The 15,938-nt window shown below is 71.2% G+C and carries 12 protein-coding genes; 5 read left to right on the forward strand and 7 right to left on the reverse strand.

Going from position 1 to position 15,938, the window contains the following annotated elements; translation table 11 throughout:
• Nucleotides 1-222: 222 nt before the first annotated feature.
• The gene (locus ACFYZJ_RS33115) at nt 223-591 is read left to right on the forward strand and encodes a hypothetical protein (RefSeq protein WP_388574243.1); all 369 of its coding nucleotides are present in this window, start codon (nt 223-225) and stop codon (nt 589-591) included.
• 40 nt (nt 592-631) lie between these two features.
• On the opposite strand, the gene ACFYZJ_RS33120 is transcribed toward ACFYZJ_RS33115, so the two are convergent.
• On the reverse strand, nt 632-2,380 hold the full coding sequence (locus tag ACFYZJ_RS33120; protein ID WP_388574245.1) for a M16 family metallopeptidase: 1,749 nt from the start codon (nt 2,378-2,380) through the stop codon (nt 632-634).
• A 40-nt stretch (nt 2,381-2,420) separates the two neighbouring features.
• Nucleotides 2,421-3,374, reverse strand: coding sequence for a hypothetical protein (locus ACFYZJ_RS33125; RefSeq protein ID WP_388574248.1), 954 nt, complete (start codon nt 3,372-3,374; stop codon nt 2,421-2,423).
• Nucleotides 3,375-3,498: 124 nt separating this feature from the next.
• Between ACFYZJ_RS33125 and ACFYZJ_RS33130 the strand changes: the two genes are divergently transcribed.
• Entirely contained in the window at nt 3,499-3,942 is a 444-nt protein-coding gene (locus tag ACFYZJ_RS33130; RefSeq protein WP_388574251.1) for a hypothetical protein, read from the forward strand.
• 60 nt (nt 3,943-4,002) lie between these two features.
• On the opposite strand, the gene ACFYZJ_RS33135 is transcribed toward ACFYZJ_RS33130, so the two are convergent.
• Nucleotides 4,003-4,779 carry an HNH endonuclease family protein gene (locus ACFYZJ_RS33135; protein ID WP_388574254.1) on the reverse strand — a complete coding sequence of 259 codons (777 nt, stop codon included), beginning with the start codon at nt 4,777-4,779 and terminating at the stop codon, nt 4,003-4,005.
• A gap of 261 nt (nt 4,780-5,040) precedes the next feature.
• Nucleotides 5,041-8,631, reverse strand: coding sequence for a transcription-repair coupling factor (gene mfd / locus ACFYZJ_RS33140; protein ID WP_388574257.1), 3,591 nt, complete (start codon nt 8,629-8,631; stop codon nt 5,041-5,043).
• Between the two features lie 111 nt (nt 8,632-8,742).
• Between mfd and ACFYZJ_RS33145 the strand changes: the two genes are divergently transcribed.
• Nucleotides 8,743-8,943 (forward strand): type II toxin-antitoxin system RelE/ParE family toxin, encoded by a 201-nt coding sequence (locus ACFYZJ_RS33145; protein WP_388574259.1) that lies wholly within the window; start codon nt 8,743-8,745, stop codon nt 8,941-8,943.
• A gap of 65 nt (nt 8,944-9,008) precedes the next feature.
• On the opposite strand, the gene ACFYZJ_RS33150 is transcribed toward ACFYZJ_RS33145, so the two are convergent.
• Together ACFYZJ_RS33150 and ACFYZJ_RS33155 are read right to left on the reverse strand one after the other, a co-directional pair.
• Nucleotides 9,009-11,579, reverse strand: a complete 2,571-nt coding sequence (locus tag ACFYZJ_RS33150; protein WP_388574262.1) for an ABC transporter permease — start codon at nt 11,577-11,579, stop codon at nt 9,009-9,011.
• Nucleotides 11,576-12,364 carry an ABC transporter ATP-binding protein gene (locus tag ACFYZJ_RS33155; RefSeq protein WP_388574265.1) on the reverse strand — a complete coding sequence of 263 codons (789 nt, stop codon included), beginning with the start codon at nt 12,362-12,364 and terminating at the stop codon, nt 11,576-11,578. Before ACFYZJ_RS33155 ends, ACFYZJ_RS33150 begins: the two co-directional genes overlap by 4 nt.
• A gap of 459 nt (nt 12,365-12,823) precedes the next feature.
• On the opposite strand from ACFYZJ_RS33155, the gene ACFYZJ_RS33160 reads away from it, so the two are divergent.
• A complete protein-coding gene (locus tag ACFYZJ_RS33160) occupies nt 12,824-14,362 on the forward strand; it encodes an MFS transporter (protein WP_388574319.1) in 1,539 nt (512 codons plus the stop codon).
• 50 nt (nt 14,363-14,412) lie between these two features.
• Here ACFYZJ_RS33160 and ACFYZJ_RS33165 read toward each other — a convergent pair whose 3' ends face one another.
• A complete protein-coding gene (locus ACFYZJ_RS33165) occupies nt 14,413-14,883 on the reverse strand; it encodes a MarR family winged helix-turn-helix transcriptional regulator (protein WP_388574268.1) in 471 nt (156 codons plus the stop codon).
• A gap of 130 nt (nt 14,884-15,013) precedes the next feature.
• Here ACFYZJ_RS33165 and ACFYZJ_RS33170 point away from each other — a divergent pair, with 130 nt between their 5' ends.
• Nucleotides 15,014-15,883, forward strand: coding sequence for an MBL fold metallo-hydrolase (locus ACFYZJ_RS33170; RefSeq protein WP_388574271.1), 870 nt, complete (start codon nt 15,014-15,016; stop codon nt 15,881-15,883).
• The last annotated feature ends 55 nt before the right edge of the window (nt 15,884-15,938 follow it).

The following is a 15,938-nucleotide window of genomic DNA, read 5'->3' on the forward strand; positions in this document are numbered from 1 at the left end:
ACCGTAACCGACGGCGTCCTTCCGCTTGGAAAACGGATTCCCTCCATCGCCACAAGATTCCCTCAGGGAACGGCAAAACCAGCAGTTCCGGGTAACGGCACCGCCCGCTGCTCCCGGCCCGACCGCTCCGGGCCCACTGCTCTAGCCTTGCCCCCGTGCGCTCCCCGCGTCCTGCGGCGGAGAGCCCAGGGGTCGGGGATGTGCCGCGTTGAGGGGGTTCGGATGGAAAGACGACTGGAGGCCGGCGGGTTCCAGCGGATCGCCTGGTCGATCCTGGTGTGGGGATCGCTGGGCCTGCTGGTGTGGGCGCCCTTCCTGTACGTGGCGATCCGCCGCAGGCGGCCGTCGGACTGGGGCGCCTTCGGGTCGTTCATGCTCTACGAGTGCGTGACCCTGCCGTGGGCGGCGACCGAGGGCGAGGGGGCGGGTGACCCCATCCTCGGCGTGGTCGTGATGGTGAGCCTGCTGACGGCGACGGGCATGCTGCTGTTCGCCCTGTTCGACAGGCCGACGCCGAAGCCGGTGGGGATGTACGGGGCGATGCCCGCGCCGCAACCGCAACCGCTGCAGCGGAACCCGTACATGCGGTAGCCCGGCGCCGCACACCCGTACGGGAAGCGTCCCCTACGCCTCACACCCTCCGCGTCCGCCGCAGGATCCGTACGGCGGGCCAGGCCAGCAGGGCGGTGACGCCCCACATGAAGCCCGCGATGCCGAGCCACTCCCCGGTGCTGGTCTGCGGGTCGCGGCCGAAGACCGTGACCGCGAGGGCCAGGAAGGCGAAGAGGCCGGCGAGGAGGCCGAAAACGATCACCGCCGCCGTCTGCAGCCCGGTGCGCCGGGCGGGCGCGGGCCGCTGCTCACCGTTCCCGGGGGTTGCCCGGGCCGCGCCGTTCCCCTGGGATCCCGTGGCCGGTCGCGCCTTCGGCTGCTGCTGGCGCGGCGGCAGCCACACCACCGCGGACCGCGGCACGGCGGCGTCGATGGTCGCCATGGTGTGCGCGTCGACGCCGTACAGTCCAGGCTCCACCTCCACGACCAGGCCGTCGGTCCCGATGAGCTGACGGCCGCCGTCGGGCCAGCTCAGCATCGCCGCGCAGGCGCGGTAGGCCACAGTGGCCGCGTTCTCCGTCCCGTCCTGCGCGCGCACGGTCATGCTGACGCCCTCGTCCCCGACCACCAGCCCCGAACCGTCCCCGCCCACCGACGCGAACCGCCGCCCGGTCACCGCGTACGACGAGCGCGTGGGGGCCGCGGTGTACCCGGCCCAGTCCGCGCTGTGCCCGGCGGGCACCTGCATCAGGGCTGACCCCGCCGCCTCCAGGGCCACCGCGTGCAACTGCTCCGGCGTCACCGCCCACAGCTCGGAGCGCAGTTCGTCGAGACTGCGCACCGGCCGCCCGACGAGCAGGTCCTCCGCCGCCCCCGGCAGCCTGCGTACGGCCGCCTCGGGCATGGTCAGCGCCCCGTCGGCCCGGGTGCGCACCGCCTCCAGGTCGCCCTGCGCGATCCGGCCCACCTGGAGCCCGGCGAGGACGTCGACGAAGCCGCCGAGCACCGCGTCCTGCTTGGCGGGCAGGGCGTCCGCGAAGGCGGTGACGAGGGCGAAGCCGTCGCGGCGTGAGGCGTAGTCGGTGGCCGCCGTGTAGGAGTAGCCGCCCTCCTGCCGCAGAGCGCGGGACAGTTCCCGCTCGAGGACACCCGCGTACACCCGGGCCGCGGTGGTGTCGGTGACGACGGCGTCCAGCAGGACACCGCCCTTGCCGTCGGAGAAGTAGGCAGGAGCGGTGGGCAGCGCGGAGGTGACGGCGGGCAGGGGGCGCCGCGGGCCGGCGGGCAGCTTGAGCGTGAGCCCGGCCGGCAGCCGCTCACCGGCGATCCACAGCGTGGCGTTGCCCTGCGTGAACCAGGTGTGCACCCACTCCCGTACGTCGTCCGGGCGCAGGCTCCGCACGCCCCACTCCGGGTAGCTGACCAGGCCGTATCCCTGGGCGCCGTACCGCCACAGCGGCAGCTGGCCGACATCGCGCCGGGACTCCTCGGTGCGCAGGATCTCCTTCTCGGTCTCCAGGCGCTCCATGGGCAGGTCGGTGAGGGAGGCACAGACGCCCTGCAGGTAGGCGACGACTTCGTGCTCGGCGCCCTCCACGTGGAAGTGGGTGAAGGCCGCCTTGGTCGCACCGTTGAAGTGGTAGTCGGCCAGGCCCTGGCGGTGCAGGGCGAGGTGCTCCACCAGGTGCGTGACGCCGGTCCGGGCGAGCGTCTCGTCGGCGACACCGACGCGGAAGACGAGTCCGGCGCGCATCGGCCCGGTGGCGTACGCGAAGAGGGTGGGTATGCCGTCGACCTCGGTGGGGTGGATGGCGGCCTGGGGGTTCATCTGGTGCCTCTGTTCGGCGTGTTCGTCGGGGTCATCCGGGTCACCCTCTGGGAAGGGCGGCGTCGCGGTGTTTGACGTAGGCCGCGGCGGCGTCGCGGCCCAGGTAGGACCACGGGGACTTCGAGGCCAGGTTGCCGAGGACGCGGAAGCAGGCGGCGGCCCGGGGCAGGTCCCCCATGAGGGAGAACAGGGCGGCGAAGTAGCCCGCGACGATGACCCAGCCGTAGCCGCGGTGGAAGTGCGGGTGGAGCACGGACCGCTCGGCGGCTTCGACGAGTTCGGCGCGCACGGCGTCCTGGCGCAGGTAGTCCTCGCGCTCCTTGCCCGTCAGGTCGAGCCAGTGCTCCATGTGCGCCTCGGCCACCATCCCGCCGTTCATGGCCCCCTGGGGGGCGTTGACGAGACACTCCCGGGCGAAACCGTGGGCCGCGTCCCAGCTCCCGCCCCACTTGGGGCACAGCTGCTGCAGCAGCCGGCCCTGCGCGGTGAGGTGGTGCGGGTGGTGTGCGGTCAGCCGGTCGTACCGACGCCGCGCCTCGTTCTGACCGAGCTGCAGCCCCATGGCGGTGGTGAGCCGTGAGGCCCAGGCCGCGTCGAACGACGGGTCGAGGGCGGTGGCCCGGAGCAGATGCTGCTCGGCCTGCCTCAGGTGCGCGTGCAGCCCGGCGAACTGCTCCCGGCTGACCTGCTTGGCGGGCGCGTCGGTCCGGATCTCCCAGCCGATGCGCACCTCGCGGTTGCCGAGGACGGTGAGCGCGAGCACGTCGTCGGGCGTGGCGGCGAGCAGGTCGCGCATCCAGTCCTCGACACCCTTCACCTCGGACAGCACCCCGACGGCGAAGCTGCGGTCCGTGCCCTGCGGCAGCCCGTACACGTACTGACGTATGGCCGCCCAGTCCCACGCGGCGGCGACCTGCCGCAGCCAGGCGGCCTCGGGGAAGGCGGAGGCGACCTCGAAGTCGGGGGGTGGGGAAGGAGCGGAGGGGAGCGACATGCGGCGGATATTATGCGAGGGCGGTGACAACGGGATTCGCCGGGGATGCGCGACCCGGGCCGGACAGAAACATGACCGGGCCTTGGCCGCTCTCCTGCCGTCCACTCACTCTCCCGGAGTCCCCATGGCCCTCAACGCCCGCCGCACCCGACAACTGCTGGAAGCCGCCACCCCGTTGCTTCTGCCGGGTGAGCAGGTGGAGATGACGACCCTGGCGGGCGTCGGCTCGGTGTCGGTCCGCAAGCAGGCACTCACGGCGGCCGTGGTGGGCGTGCTGAGCGCGGGCACGGTGATGGCGACGGTCACACCGCGCCCCCTGTACATAGTCCTGACCGACCAGCGCCTGCTGTTCTTCGACGGCAACCGCGGCGGCAAGCCGGGCAAGCTGCTGATGAACCTGCCGCGGCCGTACGTGTCGGCGGGCGGCTCGAAGAAGGCGTTCCTGGGCCTGCAGTACGTCACGCACCTGACGCTGGCCGGCCAGGACAAGGGCCTGAAGATCACATTCCCGGTGCAGCACCGGTCGGACGGGCCGCGGTTCGTGGCGGGATTGCCGGTGACGCGCTGAGGACGCCGGATCAGGCGGCTTCGGCACGGTGGTGGTTGGTGGCGGCCGGCTCCGCCGCCATCAGCCGCCGCACTGCCTGAGCATCATCTGCTTGTCGGCGACCGTCACGGGAAGGTCGTACTTCAGCGACACCTGGGCGAAGCGCACCGAGTAGGCGCAGCGGATCTGCTTGTTCGGGGGCAGCCAGGTCGCCGGGCCGGAGTCGCCTTTGGCGCCGTTGGTCGGTCCGTCCACCGGGATGAGGTTGAGCGGGTCGTTGGCGATGTCCTCCCGCTTGCCCTTCGTCCAGCGGGAGGCGCCCATCTGCCAGTCGTACGACAGCGGCATGACGTGGTCGATCTGGACCGTCGCCGCATGGGACTTGGTCCATTCGATCGTCTTCCCGGTGTACGGGTCGTGCAGGGTCATCGACGTGACCACGCAGTTGGAGCCCGCCCGGAAGCGGACCCCCTCTCCGTCGCGTTTCAACAGGTCGTTCCGCGAGTCGCACCCGTTGTGCGCGAAGGGGATGCCGCCCGGGGCCGCGTCCGTCCAGGCATAGCCGAACTCGTCCCGGTCGTACCCCGTCTTGGGGCCGCGCCCTTTCGTCGCCACCTTCTCGATCAGCGACCGCGCCTTCGCCTCGTCCGCGCCGGAAGTGATCGCTGCCAGCCCGGGCTTCGTCCCGTCGGGGTTGTCCAGCGGGTTCACAGCCCGGCCGTTTCCGGCGGTCGGGACAGCGGAACCCGGGGTCCCTGTCCGCTCCGGCCCGCCGGCCCCGCCGGTCTCCGTCCTGCAGCCGCTCACGGTGACCAGAACCACGGCGACGGCGGCGATCCCACCCCTCAGACGCTTCACGTGACGCCCCTTCCTCGAACGTGCCGCCTCCGCGGGACACGCTCTCCCGGGTCTCACGGTAGCCGCGGTTCAGTCATGCCCACACCACGCACAAGGGGGCAACAGTTGCGCGCCCGGCGTGTCCCCGATCACCCGGTGGTGAGACGACGTCAGCAACGGCCCTCCTGAGCCCGCATGACCGGCGGGGACCGGGACGACGCCGCGCTGAGGCAGGCCACCGGCGGCCGGCTCCGCCCGGTGGCCTGAGCCCTTCGGCGCGTCCTATGAGCCGAGGATGGACGTCAGGAACTCCCCGACCCAGCCCAGCAACTCCCGCCCGACCAGCGGCTTTCCGCCGACCTTCGCCGTCTTGGGGCGGGGGACCAGGACCTGGTGGACGGCCGGCTTGACGATGCTGCCCGGGTACAGGCGCTTGAGCCGCAGTTCCTGGGACTCCCTCAGCTCCACCGGGGCGAAGCGGATGTTGGTGCCCTGCAGGACGATCTCGCCGACACCGCAGGCGCGGGCGAGCATGCGCAGGCCCGCCACCAGCAGCAGGTTCTCGACCGGCTCGGGCAGCTTGCCGTAGCGGTCGACGAGTTCCTCGCGGACGGACTTGATGTCCTCCTCGGAGTTCACCGCGGCGATCGCGCGGTAGGCCTGCAGGCGCAGCCGCTCGCCGGGCGCGTAGTCGTGCGGGACATGGGCGTCGACGGGCAGTTCGATCTTGACCTCGAGCGGTGCCGCCTCCTCCTCGATCTCCCCGGTCTCCAGCTGGCGCCGGTAGTCCGCGACCGCCTCGCCGACCATCCGCACGTACAGGTCGAAGCCGACGCCCGCGATGTGGCCGGACTGTTCGCCGCCCAGCAGGTTTCCGGCGCCCCGGATCTCCAGGTCCTTCATCGCCACGTACATGCCCGCGCCCATCTCCGTGTGCTGGGCGATGGTCGCCAGCCGCTCGTGGGCGGTCTCCGTGAGCGGCTTCTCCGGCGGGTACAGGAAGTAGGCGTAGCCGCGCTCGCGGCCACGGCCGACGCGCCCGCGCAGCTGGTGCAGCTGGGACAGGCCGAAGGTGTCGCCGCGCTCCACGATCAGCGTGTTGGCGTTGGAGATGTCGATACCCGACTCGACGATCGTCGTGGAGACCAGCACGTCGAACTTCTTCTCCCAGAAGTCGACGACGACCTGCTCCAGTGCCTGCTCCGACATCTGGCCGTGGGCTGTGGCGATCCGCGCCTCGGGGACGATCTCGCGCAGCCGCGCCGCCGCCCGGTCGATGGACTCCACCCGGTTGTGGATGTAGAAGACCTGGCCCTCGCGCAGCAGCTCACGGCGGATCGCGGCACCGATCTGCTTCTCCTCGTACGGCCCGACGAAGGTGAGGACCGGGTGCCGCTCCTCCGGCGGGGTGGTGATCGTGGACATCTCGCGGATGCCCGTCACCGCCATCTCCAGGGTCCGGGGGATGGGGGTCGCGGACATGGTGAGCACGTCGACGTTGGCACGCAGCTTCTTCAGCTGCTCCTTGTGCTCGACGCCGAAGCGCTGCTCCTCGTCGACGATGACCAGGCCCAGGTCCTTGAACTTGGTCTCCGAGGAGAAGAGCCGGTGGGTGCCGATGACGATGTCCACCGAGCCGTCACGCAGGCCCTCCAGGACCGCCTTGGCCTCGGTGTCCGTCTGGAAACGGGACAGGGCCCGCACGTTCACCGGGAACTGGGAGTAGCGGTCGCTGAACGTTCCGAAGTGCTGCTGCACCAGCAGGGTCGTCGGTACCAGGACGGCGACCTGCTTGCCGTCCTGGACCGCCTTGAACGCGGCCCGGACCGCGATCTCCGTCTTGCCGTAGCCGACATCACCGCAGATCAGGCGGTCCATCGGGACCGACTTCTCCATGTCCTCCTTGACCTCGGCGATCGTGGTCAGCTGGTCCGGGGTCTCCGCGTACGGGAACGCGTCCTCCAGCTCGCGCTGCCACGGCGTGTCCGCGCCGAAGGCGTGGCCCGGGGCCGCCATGCGCGCGGAGTACAGCTTGATGAGATCGGCGGCGATCTCCTTGACCGCCTTCTTCGCGCGCGCCTTGGTCTTCGTCCAGTCCGCGCCGCCCAGGCGGTGCAGCGTCGGGGCCTCGCCGCCGACGTACTTGGTGATCTGCTCCAGCTGGTCGGTCGGGATGTAGAGGCGGTCACCGGGCTGGCCGCGCTTGGCCGGGGCGTACTCCACCACCAGGTACTCACGGGTGGCGCCCTGGACCGTGCGCTGCACCATCTCGATGTAGCGGCCCACGCCGTGCTGCTCGTGGACGATGTAGTCGCCCGCCTCCAGGGTCAGCGGGTCGATCGTCTTGCGGCGGCGGGCCGGCATCCGGGCGCCGTCGCGGCCGGCCGCCCGCTGGCCGGACAGGTCGGTCTCGGTGAGCACGGCCAGCTTGAGGGCCGGGTCCACGAATCCGTACTCGATCGAGCCGCACGCCACGTGCACGACCGACGGGGACAGCGCCCCGAGGTCGGCGTCGAGGCGGGCCGCGATGCCCTCGTTGCCCAGCACCTCGACCGTGCGGGACGCCGGACCGTGGGCCTCCGTGACGAACACGGTGCGCCAGCCGTCGGCGAGCCAGCCCTTGGTGTCGGCGAGCGCCTTCGCGGTGTCGCCGCGGTAGGTCTCCGGGGCGTGCATGCCGAGCGTGAGGGTGTCTGCGTCCAGGTCGGCGTCGGCGGCGAACGGCGACACCGACCACCACAGCATGCCCAGCTCGCGGGCCCGGTCCCGGACGTCGGCGAGGGACCACAGGGAGGCGGCGCCCACGTCGATGGGCGCCTCGCCTCCCGCCCGTCGCCCGCCACCACCCTCAACCGAGCGGGCTTCGCCCGCGCGCCACGATCCGGCCGTCGCCGCCCAGGACGCCTGCAGGAACTCCTGGCTGGTCGCCACCAGGTCCGCGGCGCGCGTGCGCACCCGCTCCGGGTCGCACACGACGGCCATGGCACCGGCGGGCATGACGTCGAGCAGCAGCTCCATGTCGTCGACGAGGACCGGGGCCAGGGACTCCATGCCCTCGACGGCGATGCCCTCGGCGATCTTGCCGAGCAGTTCGCCGAGCTCGGGGTGGTCCTCGGCGAGGGCGGCGGCGCGCTGCCGTACGTCGTCGGTGAGCAGCAGTTCGCGGCAGGGCGGCGCCCACAGGCCGTGCTCGGCGACCTCCAGGGAGCGCTGGTCGGCGACCTTGAAGTAGCGGATCTCCTCGACGTCGTCGCCCCAGAACTCGATGCGCAGGGGGTGTTCCTCGGTGGGCGGGAAGACGTCCAGGATGCCGCCGCGCACGGCGAACTCGCCGCGCTTCTCCACCAGCTCCACACGGGAGTACGCGGCGGCGGCGAGGGCGTCCACGACGTCGTTCAGGTCGGCCTGCTCGCCGGTTCTCAGGGACACCGGCTCCAGATCCCCGAGGCCCTTGACCTGGGGCTGGAGCACCGAGCGCACGGGGGCGACGACGACGGAGACCGGGCCGGTCTCGGGGTCGTCGGGGCTCGGGTGGGCGAGCCTCCTGAGGACGGCGAGGCGGCGGCCGACGGTGTCGCTGCGGGGGCTGAGGCGCTCGTGCGGGAGAGTCTCCCAGGACGGGTACTCCACGACGCCGTCGGGCGGCAGCAGGGAGCGCAGCGCGGCGGCGAGGTCCTCGGCCTCGCGGCCGGTCGCGGTCACGGCGAGGACGGGCCTGCCCGCGTCCCGGGCCAGGGCGGCCACGGTGAAGGGGCGCGCCGCCGGGGGGCCGACGAGGTCGACGTGCGTGCGGTTGCCGTCGGTCGCGGCCTTGACCGCTTCCGCGAGTGCGGCGTCCTTGACGACGGCGTCGAGCAGACCGTGCAGGCTCATGAGGGGGCATCCCGTCCCGGGCGTGGGCAACACGAACACCCGGCCACGAGATTTTCTGGGGCCGGGGTTGTCCAGCGTACGACGCCGGGGGCGGGACTGTGGGGGCTGTGGATGACCCCGGCCGGGAGTGGCGGCGGCGCGGGACCTTTCGACGCGACCGACCGTCCGGCGTCCGACCCCCGCCCACCGGACACCGCGGAGTACGGCTCACGGAACCTGCGCCGCATGCGCGTGGGCCGGTATCGAGTCATATACGAGATCACCGACAGCACTGTCACGGTCATGGTCCTTCACCTCGGCCGCAGGGCGTGAAAGTGGGCCGGACCCGGTGGCACCCCACCGGACCCGGCCCGTCCTCGTGACCCCCGTCTCCCGGGTTACTCGGTCGCGATCGCGTTCAGTACGTTCATCCGGCCCGCCCGGAACGCCGGGATCAGGGCCGCGAACAGGCCCACGAAGGCCGAGGCGATGAAGACGCCGGTGATCGTGCCCCAGGGGATCTGCAGCACGTTGAGTCCCTTGAGGGCGAGGAGCTTCTGGGCGGTCGCGCCCCAGCCCATGCCCAGGCCGAGCCCCAGCAGGGCGCCGAAGAGAGCGATCACCACCGACTCCAGGCGGATCATGCGGCGCAGCTGGCGACGGGAGAGGCCGATCGCCCGCAGCAGACCGATCTCCCGCGTCCGCTCCACCACCGACAGGGCCAGCGTGTTCACCACGCCCAGGACCGCGACGATGATCGCGAGGGCGAGCAGGCCGTACACCATGTTGAGCAGCTGGCCGACCTGGTCCTTCAGCTCCTTCTTGTAGTCGGTCTGGTCGCGCACCTGGTACTGCGGGTACGGCTTCATCGACTGCTTCAGGGCCGCGTACGCCTGCTTCTCCCGGCCGTCCTCGGCCTTGGCGAACATGATCTGGTTCGGCGGGATCCGGTCCTTCGGGACGTACTTCTGCATGGTAGCGATGCTCATGTAGCGCGCGCCCTGGTCGATGGCCGTGTCGTCGTTGGTGATGGCCGCGACCTTGAGCTTCGCGGTCCGGCCGCCCTTGAAGGCGACGGTGACGGTGTCGCCGACGTGCACGCCGTGCTTCTTGGCGTAGTCGGAACCGACCGACATGGCGTCGTCGCCGTAGGCGGCGGACAGCGTGCCCTCCGTGGTCGTACGCCGCAGGTCGTCGGCGTACGACGGGTCCGCGGCCGTGACGCCGGTGTCGTCGGCCTTGCCGTCCGGGGAGGTCAGGGTGGCGTCGAGCACCTTGTAGCGGGTGACGTGGGCAAGGCCGGGCGTGTTCTGCATGGCCTTCTCGGCCTGCGGCACGATCCGCTGGTTGCCCTGGAGGATGAAGTCGGCACCGACGGACTTGTCCAGCTCGCTGGTCGCCGAGGCCACCATCGAGGAGCCGACCACCGAGAGGCAGGCGACCAGTGCGAGCCCGATCATCAGCGCCGCGCCGGTGGCGCCGGTACGGCGCGGGTTGCGCAGGGCGTTGCGCTCGGCCATGCGGCCCACCGGGCCGAAGAGCCGCAGCAGCACCGCGCTGATCACCCGGACCACCCCGCCCGCCAGCAGCGGGCCGATGACCACGAAGCCGATCAGGGTGAGGACCACGCCGACGCCCAGGACCAGCGAGCCGTCGCTCGCCTTCTTGGCGCTCGCCGCCGCGTACAGGGCGGCGGCACCGGCGCCGGTGAGGACGAGGCCGATCAGGGCGCGCACCCGGCCCGCCTTGCCGTCGGCCGGCGTGCCGGCGTCCCGCAGGGCGGCCATCGGGGAGACCTTGCCGGCGCGGCGGGCCGGCAGGTAGGCGGCCACGACGGTGACGACGACGCCCAGGACGAGGCCGGCCACCGGTGTGGTCGCCTTGATCGTCAGGTCCCGGGTCGACAGGTCCATGCCCATCGAGCCCATCAGCTTCATCAGGCCGACCGCGATGCCGACGCCCGCGCCCACGCCCAGCACCGACCCCAGGACACCCAGCAGCAGCGCCTCGACCAGCACGGACCGGTTGACCTGCCGGCGGGAGGAGCCGATCGCCCGCATCAGGCCGATCTCCCGGGTGCGCTGGGCGACCAGCATGGAGAAGGTGTTGATGATCAGGAAGATGCCGACCAGGAACGCGATCCCGGCGAAGCCGAGCATGGCGTACCTGATGACGTTCATGAACTGACCGACGTTCTTGCGGTTCTCGTCGGCGTTCTCCTTGGCGGTCTGGACCGTGAAGGACCCGGCCCCGGCAAGCGTCCGCGTGACGTTCCGCTTCAGCTGCTCGTCCGACACCCCCGACGCGGCGGTGATGTCGAGGTGCGTGAAGCGGCCGGTCGCGCCGAGCAGTTCGCGCTGCGCGGTGGTGGTGTCGAACCAGACGATCGCGGCGCCGGGGTTGGTCACCTTGAAGGTGGCGATACCGACGATCCGCGCCTTCAGGTCGCCCGTCTGCGCGATCGTGCGCAGTTCGTCGCCCAGCTTGAGGTGGTGCTTGTCGGCGGTGTCGGCGTCGACCATCATCTCGGCCGGGCCGCGCGGGGCGTGCCCGGAGGTGATGTCCATCGACCGCAGGTCGTTCCTCGTCCAGTTGCCGGCGATCGTCGGGGCACCCGTCGAGGAGCCCATGTTCTCGTTGTCGCCGTTGACGACGGTCACGTTGCCGGAACTGACCGCGCCCTCCACCGACTTGACGCCCTCGGCGCGGCGGGCCTGGTCCAGCAGGGAGGCCGGCAGCGACTCGGGCACCCCGCTCTGCGGGGTCTCGTCGTTCTTCGCGGCCTTCGGCGAGACGGTCACGTCGGACGCCGTCACCGCGAACAGCTTGTCGAACGTCGTGTTCATCGTGTCGGTGAACACGAGCGTGCCGCACACGAACGCCACCGACAGCAGGACCGCGACGGCGGACAGGGCCATGCGTCCCTTGTGCGCGAAGAAGTTGCGCAGCGAGGTCTTCAGGACGGTCATGAGGTGCGCCCCCGGGCGTCGAAGTCCTTCATCCGGTCCAGGACGGTGTCCGCGGTCGGTTTGAACATCTCGTCGACGATGCGGCCGTCGGCCAGGTACAGCACGCGGTCGGCGTACGAGGCGGCAACCGGGTCGTGCGTGACCATGACGATGGTCTGGCCGAGCTCGTCCACGGACCGGCGCAGGAATCCCAGCACCTCGGCGCCCGCGCGGGAGTCCAGGTTTCCGGTGGGCTCGTCACCGAAGATGATCTCGGGGCGGGCGGCCAGGGCACGGGCCACGGCGACGCGCTGCTGCTGGCCGCCGGAGAGCTGGCTGGGCCGGTGCTTGAGCCGTCCGGCCAGCCCCACGGTCTCGACCACCCGGTCCAGCCACGCCTTGTCCGGCTTGCGGCCGGCGATGTCCATGGGCAGCGTGATGTTCTCGAGCGCGTTCAGCGTGGGCAGCAGGTTGAACGCCTGGAAGATGAACCCGATGCGGTCGCGGCGCAGCTGGGTGAGCTTCTTGTCCTTCAGGCCGGTGATCTCGGTCTCGTCGAGGAAGATCTGACCGCTGGTCACAATGTCGAGCCCGGCGAGGCAGTGCATCAGCGTGGACTTGCCGGACCCCGAGGGGCCCATGATGGCGGTGAACTGGCCGCGGGCGATGTCCACGTCGACGTGGTCGAGGGCGACGACCCGGGTCTCCCCCGCCCCGTACGCCTTCACGACCTGCCGAGCCCGCGCGGCAACGGCCGTACGCCCTCCAGTACCCCCGTGCCTGGGAATGGTCACGGCCGATGTCATGGTTGATCCCCTTTTGTCGGTCAGTGAACGACAGTGCGTTCGAGTGAGCTGATCGGTGTGGCCGATCGGTATGGCCGATCGGTATGGCCGATCGGTGTGATGAGTACGCCGGTCAGTCTGGTGCCGGCGCCTGGTCCGGCGCGCTGGTGCCGGGACCCGTCTTCCGCTGGGGAAAACCCCACCCCCTCCGGTGCGGCCGACGCGACCCCCGTGCGCCCCGGCCGCTCCCCAGCGGTGTAAAGCCAGGCTAAGGAACGGGCCCGGCCCCTCTCGTCCTCCGGGGGGACGAGCCCTCCCCGAGTCGTAGTACGGAGGAGCCCCTAGGGGATCTCCACCCTGCGGTGGAGCGTCCTCCGGGCTCGGCTCCACCCGCCGGCCCACCCAGCGTCCACCCTCACGCCGCGTGAGGGTCAACTCTCCCCAGGCAGGGGGCACCGATGAGAGGGTGTTGTACCGCAGATACGTGCACAGGGAAACGACCGGGAGAGGATTCCTGTGGACCAGGGGGACACGGACATACGGACCACGGCGGCCGGCCGCACCGAGGGCTCGACGCGGCGGCGCGGTGCCGTCGTCGCCGCGTTGATGCTCGCGATGGCGCTGGCCGCGCTGGACTCGACGATCGTCTCGACGGCCGTACCGCAGATCGTCGGCGACCTCGGCGGTTTCTCCGTCTTCTCGTGGCTGTTCTCCGGCTATCTGCTGGCGGTCACGGTGACACTGCCCGTCTACGGCAAGCTGTCCGACACCTTCGGCCGCAAACCGGTGCTGGTCGTCGGCGCGACCGTCTTCCTGCTCGGCTCGCTGCTGTGCGCGCTCGCCTGGAACATGGGCGCGCTGATCGCGTTCCGCATCGTGCAGGGCCTGGGCGGCGGCGCCCTGCAGGGCACGGTGCAGACGCTCGCCGCCGACCTGTACCCGCTGAAGGAGCGCCCGAAGATCCAGGCCAAGCTGTCCACGGTGTGGGCGGTGTCCGCGATCGCGGGCCCGGCGCTCGGCGGGGTGCTCGCCGCCTACGCGGACTGGCGGTGGGTCTTCCTGGTCAACCTGCCGACCGGGGCGGTCGCGCTGTGGCTGATCGTCCGCCATCTGCACGAGCCGCATTGGGCGTCCGACCGACGCCCCCGTGTCGACTGGGCGGGCGCCCTCGCGGTGTTCGCCTGCGGCGGTGTGCTGCTGACGGCGCTGGTGCAGGGCGGGGTCGCCTGGCCCTGGCTGTCGGCGCCCTCGCTGGCGCTGTTCGGGACGGGGCTCGCGCTGGTCGCGGTGGTGGTGGCGGTGGAACGCCGGGCAGCGGCACCGATCATCCCGGGGTGGGTGTGGCGGCGCCGTACGATCGCCGCGGTCAATCTGGCGCTGGGTGCGCTGGGGCTGCTGATGGTGGCGCCGACGGTGTTCCTGCCGACGTACGCGCAATCGGTACTCGGGCTGCCCCCGGTAGCCGCCGGATTCGTGCTCTCCGTCTGGACGTTGAGCTGGCCGCTGTCGGCGGCGCTCAGCCAGCACGTCTACCGGCGGATCGGCTTCCGGGACACGGCGATGCTGGGCATCGGCCTGGCGGCGCTGCTCCTGCTGGCGTTCCCGTTCCTGCCGTACCCGGGCGCCGCCTGGCAGCCGGCCCTGCTGATGCTGTTGCTCGGCGGCGCACTGGGCCTCTTCCAGCTCCCGCTCATCGTCGGAGTGCAGTCGACGGTCGGCTGGGCGGAACGCGGCACGACCACGGCGTCCGTGCTGTTCTGCCGCCAGACGGGCCAGACGGTCGGGGCGTCGGTGTTCGGCGCGGTCGCCAACGGTGTGCTGGCCGCACGTCTGGGAGGCGCGGGCGACCTGGACTCGGTCACCCGGGGCCTCGACTCGGGCACGGCCTCGGAGGCGACGCGCCGGGCGATCGCCGACGCGGTGCACGCGGTGTACCTGGGCGCGTCGTGCGCGGCGGCGCTGGCGTTCCTGGTGCTGCTGTTCGTGGCACCGCGCCGCTTCCCGGTCCTCAAGGACTGAGCCCCGCATATGCTGCCGCGCCGGAACACGGAGCGCGAGGCGGGACCTCGCTACCGAATCAGGCGATCACATTCTTCGGCGGCACTTTCACAGCTGCCCAGAAGGAAGGCGTGGATCGCCGCGAGCTGGTCGTCGGAGAAGGTGGCCATCAACCGGCGGCTGCGGGCGTCCATCCCTTCGTAGAACGAGGCGATGCGTTCGAGTCCTGGCGCCGAGGCCTCCACGAGCACGCGGCGGCGGTCCTGCGGGTCCGGTTCACGCCGGACGTACCCCGCCTTCTCCAGGCGGTCGATCATGTGCGTGACCGCGCCCGTGGTACGCCCGAGCTGAGAGCTGAGCGCGCCGGCGGTCGAGGCTCCCGCACGGTTGAGTACGTGCAGGCAGAGCAGATCGGTCTGCGCGACGCCGAGACGCTGGGCTACCAGGTCGTTCAGGCGTCCCAGGGCCCCGGCCAGGTCCGTCATGGAAGCAATGATCCGGTTGGCCAGTTCGTTCTCGTCTTCGTGCGGTTTGACGGGCATGCAGATCCCTTTATCTTCACAGGTAAGATACTTAACAATGAAGCTATTCTAGCCGAGGCGTCACTTCTGCGACCGGAGGGCTCATCGCGGCCCGGATCCAGGTCGTTCCCCCACTGGAAGGAGCCCCGCCGTGGAGGGCTGGTACGTGGACGACCGCTGCATCAACTGCGATGCCGCCAGGCAGCTCGCACCCGACCTGATCGGCGAGGCCGGCGGACGGTCGCAGATCGTGCGCCCGCCGAACGACGAGGCGGAAACACGGCGCCTGCACGCGGCCGCCTTCGCCTGCCCCACACGCTCGATCCGCCCGGCGTCCGGGCAGCTGGACCAGGCACTCGACCCCTTTCCGATGGCCTTGGACGAGGGCGTACTGATGTGCGGTCACAATTCCCGGCACACCGCGGGGGCCAACTCCTACCTGCTGCTGCGGCCCTCCGGCACGACGATGATGATCGACACCCCTCGCTGGAGCCGTGGACTCGCCGAGCGTTACGCGGCATCGGGCCCCGTCACCGATGTGCTGCTCACACACCGGGACCACGCCGCACACGGCCGCCGCTATGCGGACCATTTCGGCGCGCGGCTGTGGATCCACGAGGGGGACCTCGACGCGGCACCGGACGCGGACCGGGTGATCCGGGGCCTGGAACCCGTGGAGATCGGCGACGGGGTCACCGCCCACCCACTGCCCGGCCACACCCGGGGCAGCGTGCTCTACCTCGCGGATGACCGGTACTGCTTCAGCGGAGACAGCTTCTACTGGTCACGCACCACCGGTGATCTGGAAATCGTGGAGAGCGTGACGTGGTACTCGATCGAGGAGTTGGCCGCGTCCTTGGCGAGGACGGCCGGACGGCTGCGGTTCGAGTGGGTCCTGCCGGGCCACGGTGACCGCCACCGCCTGACCGCCGACGAGATGTCCCGGCGACTGCGCGCCCTGACCGAACGCACGCGCCTGCTACGGCCCAGGCCCATCGACTTCACGGCCGTCCGCTGGTGAGCGACCGGCCCGACCGTACCCCCGGCCCGCACCGTTCGGCTTGCCGACCTTTGTT

Source organism: Streptomyces sp. NPDC001848 (assembly GCF_042891915.1).
GTDB lineage: Bacteria > Actinomycetota > Actinomycetes > Streptomycetales > Streptomycetaceae > Streptomyces.

Excerpts from the sequence above, each read along its gene's own strand:
- ACFYZJ_RS33145 (WP_388574259.1), top strand. The coding sequence starts at position 8,743 with ATGACCCCGGCCGGGAGTGGCGGCGGCGCGGGACCTTTCGACGCGACC.
- ACFYZJ_RS33130 (WP_388574251.1), top strand. The coding sequence starts at position 3,499 with ATGGCCCTCAACGCCCGCCGCACCCGACAACTGCTGGAAGCCGCCACC.
- ACFYZJ_RS33120 (WP_388574245.1), bottom strand. The coding sequence starts at position 2,380 with ATGAACCCCCAGGCCGCCATCCACCCCACCGAGGTCGACGGCATACCC.
- mfd (WP_388574257.1), bottom strand. The coding sequence starts at position 8,631 with ATGAGCCTGCACGGTCTGCTCGACGCCGTCGTCAAGGACGCCGCACTC.
- ACFYZJ_RS33115 (WP_388574243.1), top strand. The coding sequence starts at position 223 with ATGGAAAGACGACTGGAGGCCGGCGGGTTCCAGCGGATCGCCTGGTCG.
- ACFYZJ_RS33150 (WP_388574262.1), bottom strand. The coding sequence starts at position 11,579 with ATGACCGTCCTGAAGACCTCGCTGCGCAACTTCTTCGCGCACAAGGGA.
- ACFYZJ_RS33125 (WP_388574248.1), bottom strand. The coding sequence starts at position 3,374 with ATGTCGCTCCCCTCCGCTCCTTCCCCACCCCCCGACTTCGAGGTCGCC.
- ACFYZJ_RS33155 (WP_388574265.1), bottom strand. The coding sequence starts at position 12,364 with ATGACATCGGCCGTGACCATTCCCAGGCACGGGGGTACTGGAGGGCGT.
- ACFYZJ_RS33165 (WP_388574268.1), bottom strand. The coding sequence starts at position 14,883 with ATGCCCGTCAAACCGCACGAAGACGAGAACGAACTGGCCAACCGGATC.